Consider the following 17,839-nt stretch of genomic DNA (forward strand, 5'->3'; position numbering starts at 1 on the left):
GAACACCGAATGAAAATTATTTGAAAACTTCAAATGAAACCAACCAATAGTACCACGTTAATATCAAATTGCTAATAATGCCATAATTCTGTTGAAATACTTGTAATTTAATACCTAGTTTGGCACTCTGAATTACGTTTTTCACTTCACACCCCACCATCTTTTCATGAAACAAACTTTTTACGCTGCCGCGCTGGGCCTGCTGGGTCTGGCACTCACTACCACTTCCGCCCAAGCCCAGAAGCGCTCCTGCGCAACCGACGATGTGCTGCAACAGCAACTCGCCGCCGACCCCAGCCTGGCTGCCCGCATGGCCGACATCAACAACCAAGCGGTGATGTTTGCCGCCAAGCAGGCCGGCACCGCCCAGCGGGGCACAGCTGCTATAACCGTGACCATCCCGGTGGTAGTGCACGTGCTGTACAGCACTGCTTCCGAAAACATTTCGGATGCCCAGATTGCCTCGCAGATTGCGGTATTGAATGAGGACTTCCACAAGCTGAACGCCGACTACACCAAAACCCCCAGCGCCTTTGCTGGCCAGGTGGCCGACGCGGGCATTCAGTTCGTGCTGGCCAAGCGTACGCCAGGCGGCGTTGCCACCACCGGCATCGAGCGCAAAAGCAGTACCATCACCAGCTGGGGCACGGCCGACAAAATCAAAAAAGCCAGCACCGGGGGCCTCGACGCCTGGAACGCCAGCCAGTACCTGAACCTGTGGGTGGGCACCATCGGCGGCGGCATCCTGGGCTACGCCCAGTTCCCCGGCGGCGCGTTGGCCACCGACGGCGTCGTGATTTCGCCCGTGTACTTCGGCCGCACCGGCTCGGTAACCGCTCCCTTCAACCTGGGCCGCACCGGCAGCCACGAAGTGGGCCACTGGCTGAACCTGAACCACATCTGGGGCGATGACGGAACGGCTTGCACCGGCACCGACAACGTGAGCGACACCCCTAACCAGGCCGATGAAAACTACGGCAAGCCCGCCTTCCCGCAGGTATCGTGCTCGAACGGCCCGAACGGCGACATGTTCATGAATTACATGGACTATGTTGACGACGCCGCCATGTTCATGTTCTCGACCGGCCAGAGCTCACGCATGAACGCACTGTTTGCCAGCGGCGGGGCCCGCGTGGGCCTGCTCACCTCGGCCGGCGGCACGGCCCCCGGCGGCACCACGCCTCCCCCCACGGTTACGTATTGCGCCAGCAAAGGCACCAGCGTAGCCTACGAGTACATCGACCTCGTGCAGCTCGGCAGCATCAACCGCACTTCGGGGGCCAACGCCGGCTACTACGACGGCACGGCTCTGAGCACGACGGTAACCGCCGGCTCGGCCCAGACCATCAGCCTGTCGGCGGGCTTCGTTTCGAGCGCTTACACCGAGTACTTCAAAGTGTACATCGACTACAACCAGAACGGCGTGTTCACTGATGCCGGCGAGCTGGCAGTGAATGCCGCGGGCAGCACTTCGGCTACCACCCGCGCCTTTGGCTTCACGGTGCCCGCCACGGCCAAAAGCGGCAACACCCGCATGCGCGTGGTGATGAGCGACAACTCGGCCACCACCAGCTGCGGCAGCTACAGCTACGGCGAAACCGAAGACTACACCATCACCGTTTCGGGTGGCACCCGCACCGATGGCAGCACGGCCCGTACCAGCAACCCCAACGCCCTGGCCGACCAGTACACCCTGTACCCCAACCCGGCTACGCAGGTGCTGAACATTGCCCGCCCGGCCAACGCCGACCCCGAGGCTGCTTTCTCGGTGCGGGTGTACGACCTGCGCGGCGCCGAAGTGCGCGGCCTGTCGCTGACTGATGGCCAGGTAGATGTATCGGCCCTGCGCGCCGGCACCTACCTGCTAAACGTGACCGATGGAACCGGCACTTCGCACCAGCGGTTCGTGAAAGAATAAATCTCCGAGCTCCTGAAAACGAAAAAGCCCCGGCCGCAAGGTCGGGGCTTTTTTGTGGGTTGCCGACTAGTTACACAGGCCACCTAAGTAATCGAGCAGAAGTAATCAGGTCATCGTCCGGCCCGGTCCGACCGCCCTAGGCGGTCCGACCGGTTATCGTCAGCGCAAAACCGGAGGTGCTTCAACCGGTCAGACCGCCTAGGGCGGTCGGACCGGGCCGATGCCGAATTACTTTTGCTCGACTACTTAATAAGTAGTGCGTCATGCCGAGCGCAGCCGAGGCATCTCGCGTGTGGTAGTAATTCAATCGTGAAGTCGTCATTATGTAGTGGTGGCACGCGAGATACCTCGGCTGAGCTCGGCATGACGCACTACTTGGACGTTCCTTTCAGAATCCTTAGAGCGCCGCCTTGCGGGCCGTGACGGCCGCCTTAAACGCATTTGTTTCGGTGATTTGGGCCTGCACCTTCGCCAAACCGAGCTCGCGGATGAGCAGGGCTACGGGGCCGCGCAGGTCCTGCTTGTCGTTGAGGATGGCCTGGCGGTTGTTGGCGCGGCGCAGGTTTATCTCGTTGTTTTTGCGGGCTCTGGTGCCATCCGCCAGCGTGGGGATGATGCTGTTCAGCGCGGAGATTTCGGCGGTGAGGCTGGCCATCTCGGCCTGCACCTCGGTAGCGCTTTCGGTGGTATTCTCTCTCGCGTAGTCGAGGTTCTCCTCCCGGTGTTGGAGGTCGCGCAGCTCGGAGTCGGCAGCGGCGAGGGCGGCGTCGCACTCGGCCACGGTGGTCAACAAATTCACTGAGTATGCCATGGTAGGGTAAATGGTTAAGTGGAAAAAGGGTTCGTCGGCAGAACGCCACACTTCTCTTCCGAATTGTCCCATGGCAGCATTTTATTTTTTCTATCATCAGGAATGGCCCTCACCGGCCGCCAGCTGTTGCTCCAGCGCCTCGGCTTCGGCGATTAGGCCCCGCAGGCGGGCGGCGCCCAGGGCCCGAGCCGTGGCGCTCATCGGCACGGGCAGCACTTCGGGGGGCAGTGCGTCCAGCCAGCGGCGCAGGCGCTCCGTTTCGGCCGTGGCCGCGGTGGCCGCAGCCGACGCGGGCAGCAACGCCGCCCGAAGCTGCGCCAGCCCGCGCTGCCGCTGCGCCTGGGCCAGCGCGCGGGTGGCGTGGTTTTCCTGCTCGTAGCGCAGCCGCGCGGCTTCGTGCCGGCACCGCCGCAGCCGCTTGCGCAGCGCAGCCGTGTCGGGCGCTTCGGCCGGCTCGTCGGGGGCGGCCAGCGGCGGCGCGGGAACCTCGGCGAGTAGCACACCGGGCAGCAACAGACTCAGCGGGCGCAGCCGCCGCTCGGCCGCGAGCGAAAACGGACGCTGGCCCGCTTCCACGAAGGCGACCTGCTCGCGCGCCACGCCCAGGTACTGCCCCAGCTCGGCCTGCGTGAGGCCGAAATGCGCCCGCACGGCCGCCGCCAGCGAGTCAGAAGGGAGCGTACGCGGCATAGCGGGCCTTTTTGTTACATCGCCGGGAAAAATCCGGCGCGATGTAACAACGGACGTTACATCGCTTTTATTTTTTGGGAGGCGTGTAACAAGTTGGGGCGAGGCGGGCGTGAGGAGCACGAAGAAGCCCCAGCTGCGGGGGCGGCTGGGGCTTCTTTTTGTAAACAAGAGGCTGAGCATAAATGATGGATGACACCTGCCATCGTAGGCAGCGCAACTGTCCTGACGATGATGGTTAAGCCGAAGCTTCTCGACAAGTAGAGCTCTAATAAAGCAGGTCAAAAAACGACTCGGAAAACCCGCGTTTAAGGGCCGTTTGGCTACTCTAAAAGCTCTCCGGAATTTGGCCATTTATTGGATGGAGGGAGTTAACGAAACTCATCTCAATCGAGTGTTTCGTGAACTTTGATTAGTAAACGAGTTTTTTGAACTTCATCTAGGGTGCAAGGCTATTTTCGCATCTCTGCAAGTGAGACCAAGTAGTAGTTCACGAAAAGCAGCCTTTATTCGTTCTTTGTTTACGCTCCCTTTACGAGCTTAAAAAGGCTCCAGAGCGTTCCAACCGCTGAAAAGACAATAAGTAAGACGCATGAAAGAACTTGACCCTGCTCACTATGCCCAGGGGCAAAGAAGATACGGGGGTAGATAGGGAGGTGAAGCAGTTGCGCAGTTGGTTGATTCTTCACCTGCTGGAAGTAGTCAACGCTTACACGTGTGGAATACTCCCTGCCGTTGTAGCGGAAGTACAACTCGCAGCTGGGTAGCTTACTGAAGAGGGTTCTGGAGCCTCGCAGTAATTCAACCGTGACCAAGCGGCCCCTTTCTGCCACAGCCGCTTCTTCCAGCTTGTTGGGCAACCCCAACGAAAACACGGTTGTAAAGAACAAGCATAGAAGGAAACACAGCAGATAAGGGACACGCTCGAACATAAGGCAAAGATTGCATGCTTCCATGCGAGAGCATCACCTTGACACTGTATACAAAAACGGTCGTGCCGTAAACGCACACCGTTTGATTGAAGGAGGGTTCGGTTTAGTCGTCGCCTTCAATCAAGTGGCCCGTAACCAATCGCGTCTGACCAGCCAGCGCGCCTATTTTCTCTTGAATGATGGTACAGCTTAACAAGTTGTTTTCTGTCGACTTACGCCCGCTAAAGACATTAACCAGTACGTTAAGGTCCTTATCGCCCAACTGGTCATATAGCGGCCGGGCGAACCGGATGCCTGCGAATTTCGCCGTGCGGCCGGTTCGCAGTTCCACACGGGCTTCGCCTATGCGCAGTCCCCCCTCCTTGGTGCGGTTGACTAAGCTGGGGTTGTTACGGGCTGGCACGCCTTCCAAGTAGGCCGCTACGATAATTGTTTCCTTGCGAGCTGCCAGCTCTTGATTAGCCTTGTCACTGAGCCGAACTTCCACGGCAAACGGCGGCACGACCACCGAGTCTCCTTGCACCACATATATGCCTAGCTGAGGTGCTCCCTTTTCAGCGCCAGACGTGTTTTTCGACTGGTCGTGGGTGCCACAAGCAGCTAAAAGCATCACCAAAAAGAATAGCACGCAATAGCTGTTCATAAGCAAGAGATTCGGGACCAATGGATACGTTGGCAAGGGTAAAGTCGGAAAGCTATTTTTTTAACCTTGGTTAAAGCTAACACCAGGCTTGTAGCAGTTCAGCCAAACGGTCTTTTTCCTACGCCGCTAAATGTGAGCAATGAGAGAACCGCCAGCCCAGCACCGTGGTGGAGTCAATCCGGCTATCGTCGTAGCTTGGCGGCATGAAAACAACTATAGGGAGTATAACGGCAGTGCTGACCGTACTAGCCGTTGGCTGTACTCGCCCGCCCGCCCTCTCGCCGCTACACGCCTCGGTCAGCCGCTATGCGCAGCACCAGTACCTTGGGCCCGACTCCGCACGCTATGTTTCCTTGCGGTTTGGCCCGCCACAGCCCTTTAGCCGGGCCGATTCGCTGCAGCCGGTGCTTGAACAATACGCACACCTCTACGACCAATTAGAAGAGGTAAGGATGGTGGTCGGAAAAGAAGTTGACAGAGCGCACCAAGCACGGGTAGAGGGAGCAGAGTTGGCGCACCTAGTACAAGCAAATGATACCGCAGTTGCGCATTGCAAGCTCATGAAAAACTACTACTTGGCCATTGTAAAGCAAGCGACACCAACAATTATCGGCCAAACGCTTGTACACAGTTGGCGGATAGGCGAACGCGTCGATAGTGCGCGCTTTGTTGTGTTTACGAATGGAGTCGTTCAGCAATGGGGTAACGGGGAAGTGCAGCCATGGGTAGCTCAGTAAATTAACTAATTCGCCGCATCTCCTTAAAGGCCCGGTTCAGCAACCGCGACAGTTTGGCGAAACGGTAAAAACAACAAACAGCAATTTAGTGCCCCGCCTGCGCCTTCAGATTCTCCCGCTCCGGCCGCCACTCCAGCCGCTGGGGCAGCCGTAGCTCCTGCCCCTCGAAGCGGCGCACGCCGTAGTCGCCGCCGCTGAGCTCGCCGAAATCGGTGGCCAGGCGCACGCGGTAGTCGGCGTCAATCCAGAACAGGTGGCGGTCGAAGGCGCGGTGCAGGTTGGGGCACAGCGCAAGTCCATTCGGCAGGGTGTCATCGTGGCTCACGGCCCAGGGCACAATGTGGCAGGCGTCGAGCAATGGCACGGGGCTGCTGCGGGTGCTGAGCAGCTTCAGGCCCGACACGGCGCAGGTGTAGTCGTATGCTTCGAGCACCACGCGCTTGAACACGCCGCTGCGCACCGTGAGGTCGAGCTCATCGGCGGGCACAACGTGGCGGCTATAGATAGCAGCTGGCTCCTCCAGCATCTGGCGGCGAATGTCGGCCAGGGCCTGCGCGCCGGCGCGAGCGCGATAGCGGCCCTGCGTTTGCGGAAAGTAGCGCGCAAGCAGGACCTGCGTGAGGGCGGCCCGGTGGGCGGGCACTTGCAACAGCAGCCAGAGGTCGGCATCGAGGGCGGCGTAGGCCACCACGTCGCGCAAGTGGCGGAAGCTGCGGATAGAGCCTGAGCGGGTGAGCAGGATTTCGAGGCCGGGCCAGGTGTGCAGGTGCCAGAAGCCATCGGAGCGCAGGTGGTAGAAGGGCAGCGCAAAGTTGGCGCCCGTGAACAGCGCGGAAGTGCCCAAATCGGTGCAAATGGCTTTGAAGGCCGCAATGAGCTCGGGCGTAATTTCAATGCGGTTATCCACAATGGAGCCGTCGGCAATGCCTTCGAGCACCGCCAGCAGCAGGGCGGGCTTGTAGGGCGCTTCGCCGTGCTGGCGGCTGGTGGCCACGCGCAGGTGCTGAAAGCGGCGGAGGTAGGTGGGGAGCATGAAGTGGAACCCCACCCCCGGCCCCTCCCCAGTGGGGAGGGGAGCCACGAGGTACAGGCGGTTAAAACGATGATTGGATGAGCCGGAAAAGATACGTCAGACTCCCCTCCCCACCGGGGAGGGGTTGGGGGTGGGGTTCGCATAACCTTTTCCTAACCGCGTCGGTAAGCCAAACGCCGTTAGCTTCGCCCTTATGAAAACCCTGTACCTCCTCCGCCACGCCAAATCCAGCTGGAGCTTCGATGACCTGAGCGACCAGGAACGCCCCCTTAACGACCGCGGCCGCGACGATGCCCCCGTCATGGGTCAGGCGCTGGCCAAGCGCCGCATCTGCCCCGACCTCATCGTGAGCTCGCCCGCCGTGCGCGCCATGAGCACGGCCGTGCTCGTAGCCCGCGAGCTGCAGTACCCCGCCAACAAAATCAGCGTCGATGCCGGCATCTACGGGGCGGATATGGACGATTTGCTCGCCATCATCCGCGCCCTGCCCGATTCGGCCGCCTCAATTTTGCTGGTGGGTCACAATCCCACCATCACCGAAACGGCCAACGCGCTTTCGCCTTCGGCGGTGAACGAGATGCCCACCGCCGCCGTGGTCTGCCTGCACTTCGAGTGCGACAAATGGGAAGAAGTAAGCAAGGTGAACGCCGAGTTCTATTTCTACGACTACCCCCGCAACGAGGGCTAGCTCAAAGCCCACTGTGTATAGAACGAGCGTGCCTCCAGTCGGCGGGTCCCGTTCATCATCGAGCGATTCTGAAAAGAGTTGTGCCATGATGAACGGGACCCGCCGACTGGAGGCACGCTCTTTTTTATAAGTAATTGCTAAAAGCTGAGGCGCATGAAAAAGCTGACTTTGGAAAAATCGGCGTTTCCTGCCGCGACTCCCCTATTCATACAAGGTCCGGGCTGGGAAACCACTTCATTTTACCAATGTTCCCCTTCCAACTACAGGCGAGGCCCAAGAAAAGCTGAAGTGTTCGTCTTCGGAAAAATCAATTCTCCTACATGCTGCACTTCTACAAAATCTTCAATTGGCCCAAAATATGCTTTACGAAGGTTGAAGAGTAATTAGGTGTCTATATTTAAAGTCCGCACTATTTCAACCTGCCTGAGCATCCACTCGGCGATTATTTTCGATGGTTGGTCCTATTTTCAGGTAATCCGACATCACTATTTATTACAAATTCTTAACTTGCTCCGCATATCCCTTGCGATTTTATTTCGCTCGGCTCTCTTTTCTATTCCTCTTGCACCCTCCCACCCGTGTCGATTGAACTAGAAGTGGCTATCCAGCTGGCCCCGGCCCCTGGCTTCCAACCCGAAATTGCCCCCGCCCGCATCAGCTACGACCACGTGGTGCTGCCCGGCGACTTCCCCGACCCCACCATTATTAAAATTGGCGACACCTACTGGGCCAGTGCCACGTCGGCCGAGTGGGGGGCCATCTTCCCCATTTTCTCGTCGAAGAACCTGCTCGACTGGGAGCTGGTGAGCCACGTGTTTCCCGAGAAAGCGCCCGACTGGGCCGGCTCCAACTTCTGGGCGCCCGAGTTCCACCAGGAAAACGGCCGCACCTACCTGTACTACACCGCCCGCAAAAAGGGCGGCGTGCTGAGCGTGGCCGTAGCCAGCGCCGACCACCCCGCCGGCCCTTACACCGACCACGGCCCCCTGGTGGCGCAGGAGGCGGGTTCCATCGATGGCTTCGCCATGCCCGATGAAAACGGCGACCTATACCTCATCTGGAAAGAGGACGGCAATTCCTGCATGCAGGACACCCCCATCTGGGCGCAACGCCTGAACGACGACCGCACCGCCCTTATCGGCGAAGCCACCGAGCTGTTCGGCAACGACGTGAAGTGGGAAGGCCCGCTCGTGGAAGGCTCGGCCCTGGTGCACCACGATGGGTGGTTCTACATGTTCTACGCCGGCAACTCCTGCTGCGGCAAGGGCTGCAACTACGCCACCGGCGTGGCCCGCTCGCGCGCCCTGCTCGGCCCGTGGGAGAAGTACGAGCAAAACCCCATCCTCGACCGCAACGAAACCTGGAAATGCCCCGGCCACGGCACGGTATGCGAGCTCGACGGCCGCTGGTTTCTGCTGCACCACGCCTACGCCGCCGAAAGCCACGAGTTTGTTGGCCGCCAGGGCCTCCTGAGCGAGTTTACCTGGAACGCCGAAGGCTGGCCCGAGTTTGTGAACCGCAGCCCCCAGGCGCCCGCGCTTACCGACATGAGCCGCTTCAACATCCTCGACGAATTCGAAGGCGACCAGCTGGGCTTGGAGTGGCAGTGGCCGTTGGGCCAGTTGCCCGCCGCCACCGTGCGCACGGGCCAGCTGCACCTCACGGCAGACAATTCGCGCCTCGGCGCGGTGGTAGCCCGTCGCACCCACGCCGCCACCTACAAGGCCGCGACGACCATCGACTTCGCTAACCTACCCGTTGATACCTACGCCGGCCTGGCCGCTGTAGGCGACCCCTACAACGCCCTGGCCCTAATGGCCGGCAATGGCCAGTTGCACATCTGGCACCTGCGCAGCGGCAAGCACCAAACGCTGGCCCAGGTATTTATCGAACCCTGCGATACGCTGAGCCTGCGCCTCGAAGTGTGGGGTGGCCAGCGCTACCGCTTCGCCTACAGCACCGACGGCGCCACCTGGCTGCCGCTGCCCACCGAAAGCTTCAGCCTGAACGGCACCTACCTCCCACCCTGGGACCGCGGTGTGCGTGTAGCCCTGGTGGCCCAAGGCGCAACTGGCAACGTGGCCACGTTCAACAACTTTGTGGTGCGCAACAAGCGGTAAGGTTTGGGCGGCGGTACGCGGGCGCAATCGCCAGCAGCACACGTTAGGATATACAAGCAGTCATGCCGAGCGTAGTCGAGGCATCTCGCGTGCTACCACTAATCAATAATCCAACAATGCTTTAGTTAGTAACCCCACGCGAGATGCCTCGGCTGCGCTCGGCATGACTGCTATAAAACTTCGGCAAACAAAAAGGCCCGACACTGTGAGTGTCGGGCCTTTTTGTTGAGTGGCAATGGCAGCTTAGCGGCGGTGCTTCTTGGTTTTGGTTTTCGACTTCGAAGCGGTAGCCTTCTTGGTGGTTTTGTGTGCAACGGCCTTCTTTTTCACGCTCACCTTTTTGGCGGTGTGGCTGGCTTTGGCTTTGCTGGCTTTCGACTTCGTTTTGCTTTTGCTGGTGTGAGCAGCCGACTTCGTTTTGGTTTTCGACTTGCTCGATTTGGCTTTGCTCGACTTGCTGCTGTGGGCTTTGCTGGCCTTCGATTTCGATTTGCTGCTGCTATGGTGGCGGGCAGCGTAGCGAGCAACCCGGCGGGCTTCGGCGCGAGCCTCGGCCCGGGCTTCCAGGCGAGCCTCTTCGCGGCGGGCGGCGGCCCGGCGGGAGGCCACGGCCTCGGCGTGGCGAATCTCGTAGGCACGGGCGGTGCGGGCCGAATTGGCGGCTTCGTCGGTGGCTTCGGAGTAGTGGGCGGTAGCGTCGGTTTCGGGGGCGGCAGTGCTTTCCTCGGCAACGGCTTTGGGAGCCTCGGTCACCATCTTTTTCCGGCGCACCGGCATCAGGAAGTCTCGTTCGGCGCGTTCGCGCAAGCTCAGGTTTTCTTCGCCTGGCAGCTTGGTTACGGGTACGGCTTTCTCAGTTTGGGCCTGAGCACTGCTCCATGCGAGGAGCAACGAAAAGAGAACAACTAGATGCTTCATAGAGGAATAAAGTAAATTCAACAGAAAACAAAGCTACACCCTTCCCCGGTTAAATGCAAGCTCTAACTGCATTTAAACGATGGAATGACCGTTTACGCCTACTAACGGCCTTTTTTATCCTACTCTGCCAAAACCGTGCTACGGATTCACGCGCAACCGCACGCCGGCCGACTGGGTTCCAAATTCGGGAGCGTACAGGCACTGCGCCTGGCTGAGGCCGCCCGAAAAATCGCCGGCCTGGCTGGCCCGCAACCGGTATTCGAACACGTGAGTGCCGCGTGGTACCTCGCTCAGGAAAAAGTTGGTGGCGGCATCACGCGGGCTCTCGTAGTAGCCCAGCCCGTTTTGGTAGCGGTAGCCGCTGGTTTGGCTAATCGGTTCGAGGCCGGCGGCGCGCTGGTCTTTCAGATGCACGTATTCGAGGGCGCGGTCGGTGCGCAGCACGAGGCGTACCACCAGCGCATCACCGATTTTCAGCGGCGTAACCGGCGTGAGCTTTTCGAGGACGGGGCCGCCGGCGGTTTGCACTTCGCGGTAGAGCTGGCGCTCGAGGCTGAGCGAGGTAGCCGCGGCCGTCACCTTATCAAGGTCTTCGAAGTACTGCCAGTAGAGCGCGCCCCAGGCCACGCCCGCGTCGGGCTTGGTAAGGGTGACTTTGCCTTGGGCGGGTTTGACTTCGGCGGCAGGCCAGCTGGTTTTGAAGTAGCCGGTGCCGGCCTGCGCAGCTTCGGGCTGCACGCGCTGGCCGCCCACACTCACGAGTAGCGGCTGGGCGGGCGCGAGCCAGTCGGAGCCGCGCAGCAGTAGGGCGTAGCAGGCATCGGCGGTGGCGCGGGTACTTTCCCAGTTGTGGGTCTGCTTCTGCTTGAGTAGCCAAAGCTTCATCTCATCCACCGACTTTTGGTCGTTCTTCACTTCGTCGAAGGCTTCGATGAGCGTGGCCTGGGTTTCGGTGGGAGCCTCGCGCCAGTAGTAGCCGCCGCGCACTTCCTTCCAATACATGCCCAGCTCGGAGGCGTGCAGGGCGTTTTCGCTGAGGGCGCGCAGTATCTCCGTGGCGGCGGGGGATTTCGTGTTGGTGCGGTGCAGGGCCAGCGCAATTTGCGCCTGCAGGTAGCGGGTTTGAGCGGGCCAGTATTTAGCGGCCTGCCCGCGATAGTAGGCAAAGGCTGTTTTGGCGGCAGGCGCCTCGGCCTGTTGCAACCAGAAGCTGCGGGCGTAGAGCGCCTGAATGTGCAGGTCGTCGAGGTGGTTCTCGGCCAGTTTCACATCTTTCTCGCGGCGCAGCTGGCGGTAGTCGTCAGCCAGCTCGGCATCGAGGTAGCGCAGGGCCTGCTGCAGCATAGCCTGCGCGGCAGCGTCCTGGCTGGCATCGAACGCACCCAGCTTCTTCAGCTTACCGAAGCCGGCCACGATGAGCTGGGTGATGTAGCGGTTGGGAGGCATCTGGTCGAACCACGGGAAAGCGCCATTCGGCAATTGTTGGCGCTGGAGCTTAGCCAGCGCCCGGCGGGTTTCGGCTTGCAGGCGGGTTTCGTCGAACAGCTCGACCAGACGGGCTAGGCGCGCGGTTTCGCCTTGCGCGTCGCGCACCCAGGGCGTTTCCTGGAGCAGCAGGTTTTTCAGCTCCTGGTTCTGGGCCAGCTTGCTTTCGAGGGCGTTGCGCTGGGCAGCAGTACCGTTTTGCGCCTGGCGCGTCCACTCGGCCAGCACGGTTTTGAAGCGCGGGTTCGACTTCAGAATCCGGGCGGCGAGCAGGTTGGCGTAGAGGCGGCTGAAGGTTTGCTCGGAGCACTCATAGGGGTACTCCATCAGATAAGGCAGGCTTTGCACGGCGTACCACGCCGGGTTAGCCGTCATTTCCAGCGTGAGGGAGTAATTGCGCCGGGTGGGGCTGCTGGTGCTCGTCAGTTTCGTCAGTTCAAATTCGCGCGTGCCCGGCCCCACGATGGGCAGCGGCAGGCTCTCGGTGATGAGAATGCGGTTGGGCAACACGGGCAGGGTATTTTCCTCTCCATCGGAGAAGCTAGTTGATAGTTGTTGGTTGTCAGTTGTCAGTCCTTTTCTGCTTTTTTTGGCTTTCGGCTTCTTACTGTTTCCTTCACTAACAACTGACAACGAAGAACTGACAACTACCCGGTAGGTCACGGCCACCGGCGCAAAATCGGCGGGGATGCTCAGCTCCCAGCCCAGCGCGGCGCTCTGGTGCGCGGCGGCTACTACAACCTGCTGCGCCGGCCCTTTCAGCAGCTGGGTGGTGATGTCCTGGCCGGTGGTGGCGTCGAGCAGGAAGAGCTGCGCAGTGCCGCTGGTGGCGTGGTCGGTGAGGTTCGAGAACTTGGCGGGGAAGGTGAAGGTGTCGCCTGGCCGCAGGAAGCGCGGCGCGTTGGGCGTAATCTGAATTTCCTTTTGGGTGACAAGCTGCCGGGCCAACTGGCCGGTGTGCAGGGCTTTGTCGTGGGCCAGGGCCAGCAGCTGCCAGCGCGTAACGGCCTCGGGCATCTGGAATTCGAGCACCACGTCGCCGTTCTTATCGGTATGCAAGGCCGGCTGCCAGAAGGCCGTTTCGCGGAAATCGGAACGGGTAGGCACGCTGGTGAGGTCGGGGGCGGCGGGCTTAGGTCCATTTTGCTGTTTGCTGAGTTGCCGGGGGTCAAAGTAACCAGCCCCAGCTGGCGCGGAATCGGCCATTGCTGCTGAAACAACTGGAGCAGGAGCCATGGGAGCCGCCGCGTTCATAGCAACTTCCGCATCGTTTCTGACAACCGGTTTTGTGAACCGAATAGCAGCCCGCGACTGCTTCCCAAATTTACTTTTCAACTCATTCATATCGGGAACCTCTTCCGCATAGCTCTCCCAGGTTCTCAACTCCGGATAGCGCACATCAGAAGCAGAGCCTGAAGTATCATTATTAAAAAGCTCATCCGAACTCACCTCCCCAAAATGTCCTTCCCAGCCAAACCTCGCCGGATAGTCGGACTGACCAAATTCCAGCCCCATGAAGCTGTGCGGTCGGAAAATATCCAGACTTTGGTCGTAGAGCGTGGCCAGCAGCTCGGCCTCGGCAGCTTTGCCGTTGGTTTGATGGATGGTGACGCGCCAGGTTTCCTTCTGGCCAGGCTGGAGCTTGTCGCGAAACGTGGCGATGGACACGCGTAGCGGCTGTGGCTTCTCGGCCACCTGCACCGTAGCCGTGTGGGTATACAACCGGCCATCGCGCACCTGCGTGGTGTGGATATAGAGAGGGCCAAGCGCAGCAGCAACACCGCTCTCGACGCTTACGCGGCGCTGCTCGTTGGCAGACAGCGTCAGCCATTCCTGGCGCAGCAATTTGCCTTCACGCTCCACTTCCAGCAGGATGCGCGCGCCGGCTTCGCTGCTACCCAGCAAAATGCCGGCGGGTTGGCCGGGAGCCACGGTATCGGCCAGGGTTACAAACCAATCGGGCGTTGCGAAAGGCACGGTAGCCGTCTGCGAGTCGTAGAGCGTGAAATCAAGCTTCGCTTTCGCGGTATCGGTTCCGGCGGCAAGGGCTTCGAGCCGATAGCGGCCGGTGGGCACATCGGCCAGCAGCGCGGCTACTACTAGTTGCGCACTGGCTTTGGTGTCGAAGGGCAGGGTTTTGACGAGTTCCGGCGCGGCTTCGTTTTCGGTGGTTTCGGGCGCAGGGCCGGGCACGCCGGCCGGGTTAGGACGGTAGCGGCGGGCCAGTAGGCGCAGCGTGCCCGTGGCCGGCAGCGGTTCGCCGGTAGCATTGGTGCCGAGCAGCGTGATAACCGGCAGGTGCTGCTTGTCGATGGCATCGGGCCCCACCAGCTGCAGGCTAAGCGGGTTGCGCCCAATAGGGAAGCTGCGCGTGCCGGTGCGGGTTTCGCCGGCCGCGTCAGTCACGTCGGCAACTACCTCAAATAGATAGCCCGGTTCCCACCGGCGGCCAGCGGGCTTGGTTCCCACCGGCGGCGTGAAGGTGAGGGTGAAGCGGCCCTCGGCATCGGTCGTGGTGGTGCCGTGGGCAATTTCCTGGTTGCCCTGCCCCCGGCCCGGCGCATACACACCGCGCCCCCGGAAGCCATAATCGTACATCGGAAAAAGCTCGCGGCGCGTGATGCGATAACGCACGGTAGCGCCGTCGGTGGCCTGTCCGGCGTAGGCGCGGGCGCGGCCCGTCATGGTCAGAGGTTGGCCCAGCTGCGGTCGGCCGGGCACCGAGTCCATCGAGACAAGAAAAGTGGGCCGCTTGTAGTCTTCCACCGCGAAGCTGATGCTGCCGTGGTCGGTCTGCAGGCTCATTTCGCCGTTCAGCAGGCCCGTGGGTAGTACCAGCGAGCCATTGAACGAGCCAAAATCCGACGTGGTTAAGGGGAGCGTTTGCACGGGTTGGCCGTTCACGTCCACGAGCCGCACGCTCACTGGCTGGTTGGTTACAAGGCTGGATTTTGAGCGCAGCGTTTCGGTCAGAATGCCTTTAAAGTAGAGCGTCTGGCCCGGTCGGTAAATGGCGCGGTCGGTGAAGAGAAAGGTGCGGCGCTGCGCTTGCTCAATAGCATTCTCGTCGCCGGGGAAATAGTAGGCATTAATGGGAACCAGCAGCGTATCACGGCCCTTCCACGTACGCACATTGGTAAGTTGCTCGCGCCCAAGGGCATCATTGGTACCATTCGGGCCGGGTATTTCCACCTCGCCCACGGCGTTGGTTTGCAGCACCGCTCCCAGGTGCTTTTCATCACGCTGCTTCGCGCGGTTGTACACGCTGAACGTGGCCTGACTATTCATGCCGGCCAACGGCCCGCCAAGTTTGCGGTCCAGCAGCAGCAGCGACGTGGTGCCGGTATTCGGATTGGTGCGCCGCACGGCGCTCAGCTGGCTGGCTCCCACGAAGCCGTAACTCGTCACTGCTCCGGCCCGTTGCGCTGTCGGCTTCGTGGCTTGGTTGCTAATAATGACCAGATAATAGCCAAAAGGCAGCGCCGCCCCCGCCGCCCCAAACTTGAGCTCCTTATAATCTTGCGGGTGCGCAGGCACCGGCACGGCCCAGATGGCGACCGGCGCGGCCCGCAAGGCCCGGGCGTAGCGCTGGGCCACGGTGCGGTTTTTCTCGTCGTACTCCCCCGATTTTTCCCACTCCTTCAGCGAAATGCGGTAGGCCCAGGCGTGCAATTCGCCCACGTTGCGGGTCGTCACATCGAGCCGCCAGGGTTGGTTGGGCACCACAACGTCGGCCGCCAAAAATGCCACTTCCCGCTGCTCAATCTGCTCACGCAGCTGCCGGGCCCGCGCCGCGCCGCGCGACTCCGGAAACCGCACTTCGGCCTCGTGAGCCAGGCGCACAGCGGCTACGTTGTCGCCGGCTTCGTGCACAGCCTCGGCCTTGCGGGCCATAAACTCCGTGCTGATGGGCAGGCGCTTGTATGTCTCGGCCATTCGCACCAACGCCGGCTCGTACTGTGCGGCTAAGTCAGTATCCTGGGTGAGGCCGTGTAGGTAATCCACCCGGCTCAGGTCTACATCGGCCAAAGCAGCCAGGTTCTGGGGCACCAGCTGCTGGCGCGAGGCCGTGAGGCGCTGCAACAGGTGCAGCGCGTGCAGCTGACCGTTCAGCGAGTCAGCTTCGGGGGCCAGCAGGCGCAGGGCGGCAAACTCGGCAGCCGTCCCGAACAGCTGCGGCTCCGTCGGCTGGAACTGCTGTTCGGGTTTCGTCACGTACAGCTCCTGGTTCTTCAGCCCCTCAATGGCACGCTGGGCCAACAGGTCGTAGAGCGTGGGGCGTAGGGCCTGGCCTTCGTCATCGCCGTCCACAACCAGTTCGCCGAGGCTGGCCAGGGTTGTTTTCAGCTGGCGCTGCGGTTCGTCTTCTACCGACTGATAGTAATGTCGCACAATGGCGCCGCCCAGCCGGGCCATGTCCCAGGTGGCCAGGCCGGTGCCCCCATCGGCAGCCGCGTCGCCATCGGCCGGTCGCTTGTCCGTAGTCGCTTCGGCTCCGCGCGTGCGCTGGTAAAGGGCGTAGCGGTGCTGGTTGAGGTAGCTGGTATATAGCCCGGCCAGCAGCGAGTGCAGCATGGGCCGCGCCGGGAAAGTGGCCGTCTTCACTTCGGCTTCGAGCAGCGCAATGGCCTTTTCGTCGGCATCGTCCTGCTTGGCATGTAGCAACCGGATTTTGTAGAGCAGCGCCCGCACGTAGGCGGGGGCGTCGCCAGCTTTCCTGGCCTGCTCATAGATGGCCTGCACCAGCGGGGCGGCCGTGGCCGTCTGGTCTTTCTGCAGCAGGGCATCGATTTTTTTCCAGCGGGCCGCATAGGTGCCGGGAGGTAGGGGCGTAGCCGAGTCGGCACTAATCAGCATGGTCAGGAACAGGCAGGCAAGCAGGAACAAACGCATAGGCAACGAAGGGTTGATGCTATAAAGATGCCCGGCCCTTATTTATTGCATACCACGGCTTCGCATGAATATATGGTGAAGCAGGGCCTCTATATTTGTAGTCATTAAGTTGACTGGAAAATCCAGCCAGCAATTCTATTTTTCTTTTTCCACTTTTCCCTTTCCATGAAGACCTTATTTTCTGCAATCGTACTGACGGCTGGTTTGGCCGGTGCGGCTACCTCCGCCCAGGCGCAAAAGTCCGTTAGCTTCGGCCCCCGCGTAGGTGTCAACCTATCGAACATCGTTCTTACCGGCACCGATACCGGCGACGTCAAGCCAAAATCTATTTTCGGTGCGCAAGTAGGGGTCACGGCCGACATCCAGTTTGGTTCATTCGCCTTTCAGCCCTCGCTGTTGTTCACGCAAAAGGGCTTCAAGGTGACCGAGAGCGGTTCCGAATCCTTCGGTGGGGTAACGGCGACGTACTCTAGTGAGCGTACCCTGCACATCAACTACGTTGAGATGCCCCTAAACTTCGTGTACACCACCGGTGGCGACCATGGCTTCCAGGTGCTGGCAGGCCCGTACCTGGCCCTGGGTGTAGGGGGTAATTCACCCTATAAAACCGATGTCGTAATCCCAGGCTACCTCGATGAGCACGAGTCCGGCACCGGGTCGATAAAGTTTAGCGACCGGGAACCAGACAATTCAAATTCCGGCTCCAACAACAACGATATTACCTTGCGCCGCTTCGATGGGGGCGTTAACCTTGGTGTTGGCTACCGCCAAGGCCCAGTACAGGTCCAGGTTGCGTACGCCTTTGGCTTTGGCAACATCATCCCACTCGACTCGGATGGCAAAGAAAGCGGCTATAAAGCCCAAAATCGGGTGTTTCAGGTATCGGCCAACTACTTTTTCGGCGCTAAGTAATACTTGTTACCGGTTATCCGGCGCAATCAGCAAAAACGCGCGGCCCAGTGGCTGCGCGTTTT

At 60.5% G+C, this 17,839-nt stretch carries 11 protein-coding genes; 5 read left to right on the forward strand and 6 right to left on the reverse strand.

Annotated elements, in window-relative coordinates:
- Positions 1 to 166: 166 nt before the first annotated feature.
- Positions 167 to 1,918 carry a GEVED domain-containing protein gene (locus ABD837_RS15450; RefSeq protein ID WP_345056254.1) on the forward strand — a complete coding sequence of 584 codons (1,752 nt, stop codon included), beginning with the start codon at positions 167 to 169 and terminating at the stop codon, positions 1,916 to 1,918.
- A 397-nt stretch (positions 1,919 to 2,315) separates the two neighbouring features.
- On the opposite strand, the gene ABD837_RS15455 is transcribed toward ABD837_RS15450, so the two are convergent.
- The 3 genes from ABD837_RS15455 to ABD837_RS15465 all read right to left on the reverse strand — a co-directional run bounded on the left by ABD837_RS15455 (position 2,316) and on the right by ABD837_RS15465 (position 4,991).
- Positions 2,316 to 2,729 (reverse strand): hypothetical protein, encoded by a 414-nt coding sequence (locus ABD837_RS15455; protein ID WP_345056256.1) that lies wholly within the window; start codon positions 2,727 to 2,729, stop codon positions 2,316 to 2,318.
- A gap of 96 nt (positions 2,730 to 2,825) precedes the next feature.
- A complete protein-coding gene (locus ABD837_RS15460; protein ID WP_345056258.1) occupies positions 2,826 to 3,419 on the reverse strand; it encodes a hypothetical protein in 594 nt (197 codons plus the stop codon).
- Positions 3,420 to 4,451: 1,032 nt separating this feature from the next.
- Positions 4,452 to 4,991 (reverse strand): hypothetical protein, encoded by a 540-nt coding sequence (locus ABD837_RS15465; RefSeq protein ID WP_345056259.1) that lies wholly within the window; start codon positions 4,989 to 4,991, stop codon positions 4,452 to 4,454.
- 203 nt (positions 4,992 to 5,194) lie between these two features.
- On the opposite strand from ABD837_RS15465, the gene ABD837_RS15470 reads away from it, so the two are divergent.
- A complete protein-coding gene (locus ABD837_RS15470; RefSeq protein WP_345056260.1) occupies positions 5,195 to 5,728 on the forward strand; it encodes a hypothetical protein in 534 nt (177 codons plus the stop codon).
- An 85-nt stretch (positions 5,729 to 5,813) separates the two neighbouring features.
- On the opposite strand, the gene ABD837_RS15475 is transcribed toward ABD837_RS15470, so the two are convergent.
- A complete protein-coding gene (locus ABD837_RS15475) occupies positions 5,814 to 6,809 on the reverse strand; it encodes an HNH endonuclease (RefSeq protein WP_345056262.1) in 996 nt (331 codons plus the stop codon).
- 145 nt (positions 6,810 to 6,954) lie between these two features.
- On the opposite strand from ABD837_RS15475, the gene ABD837_RS15480 reads away from it, so the two are divergent.
- Positions 6,955 to 7,449, forward strand: coding sequence for a SixA phosphatase family protein (locus ABD837_RS15480; RefSeq protein ID WP_345056264.1), 495 nt, complete (start codon positions 6,955 to 6,957; stop codon positions 7,447 to 7,449).
- Positions 7,450 to 8,027: 578 nt separating this feature from the next.
- A complete protein-coding gene (locus tag ABD837_RS15485) occupies positions 8,028 to 9,569 on the forward strand; it encodes a family 43 glycosylhydrolase (protein ID WP_345056266.1) in 1,542 nt (513 codons plus the stop codon).
- A 243-nt stretch (positions 9,570 to 9,812) separates the two neighbouring features.
- Here the strand turns inward: ABD837_RS15485 and ABD837_RS15490 are convergent, their stop codons facing one another.
- Both ABD837_RS15490 and ABD837_RS15495 read right to left on the reverse strand, forming a co-directional pair.
- Positions 9,813 to 10,487: a hypothetical protein gene (locus tag ABD837_RS15490; RefSeq protein WP_345056268.1), complete on the reverse strand. Its 675-nt coding sequence runs from the start codon at positions 10,485 to 10,487 to the stop codon at positions 9,813 to 9,815.
- Positions 10,488 to 10,625: 138 nt separating this feature from the next.
- On the reverse strand, positions 10,626 to 16,865 hold the full coding sequence (locus ABD837_RS15495) for an alpha-2-macroglobulin family protein (RefSeq protein ID WP_345056270.1): 6,240 nt from the start codon (positions 16,863 to 16,865) through the stop codon (positions 10,626 to 10,628).
- 165 nt (positions 16,866 to 17,030) lie between these two features.
- Between ABD837_RS15495 and ABD837_RS15500 the strand changes: the two genes are divergently transcribed.
- Positions 17,031 to 17,777 (forward strand): porin family protein, encoded by a 747-nt coding sequence (locus ABD837_RS15500; RefSeq protein ID WP_345056272.1) that lies wholly within the window; start codon positions 17,031 to 17,033, stop codon positions 17,775 to 17,777.
- Positions 17,778 to 17,839: the final 62 nt, after the last annotated feature.

Origin of the sequence: Hymenobacter glaciei (assembly GCF_039539585.1) — a bacterium.
GTDB classification, from domain to species: Bacteria; Bacteroidota; Bacteroidia; order Cytophagales; family Hymenobacteraceae; genus Hymenobacter; species Hymenobacter glaciei.

What these genes read in the sequence shown, in the direction of transcription:
- ABD837_RS15495 (WP_345056270.1), bottom strand. Translation starts at nt 16,865, where the DNA reads ATGCGTTTGTTCCTGCTTGCCTGCCTGTTCCTGACCATGCTGATTAGT.
- ABD837_RS15450 (WP_345056254.1), top strand. Translation starts at nt 167, where the DNA reads ATGAAACAAACTTTTTACGCTGCCGCGCTGGGCCTGCTGGGTCTGGCA.
- ABD837_RS15470 (WP_345056260.1), top strand. Translation starts at nt 5,195, where the DNA reads ATGAAAACAACTATAGGGAGTATAACGGCAGTGCTGACCGTACTAGCC.
- ABD837_RS15500 (WP_345056272.1), top strand. Translation starts at nt 17,031, where the DNA reads ATGAAGACCTTATTTTCTGCAATCGTACTGACGGCTGGTTTGGCCGGT.
- ABD837_RS15490 (WP_345056268.1), bottom strand. Translation starts at nt 10,487, where the DNA reads ATGAAGCATCTAGTTGTTCTCTTTTCGTTGCTCCTCGCATGGAGCAGT.
- ABD837_RS15455 (WP_345056256.1), bottom strand. Translation starts at nt 2,729, where the DNA reads ATGGCATACTCAGTGAATTTGTTGACCACCGTGGCCGAGTGCGACGCC.
- ABD837_RS15465 (WP_345056259.1), bottom strand. Translation starts at nt 4,991, where the DNA reads ATGAACAGCTATTGCGTGCTATTCTTTTTGGTGATGCTTTTAGCTGCT.
- ABD837_RS15460 (WP_345056258.1), bottom strand. Translation starts at nt 3,419, where the DNA reads ATGCCGCGTACGCTCCCTTCTGACTCGCTGGCGGCGGCCGTGCGGGCG.
- ABD837_RS15480 (WP_345056264.1), top strand. Translation starts at nt 6,955, where the DNA reads ATGAAAACCCTGTACCTCCTCCGCCACGCCAAATCCAGCTGGAGCTTC.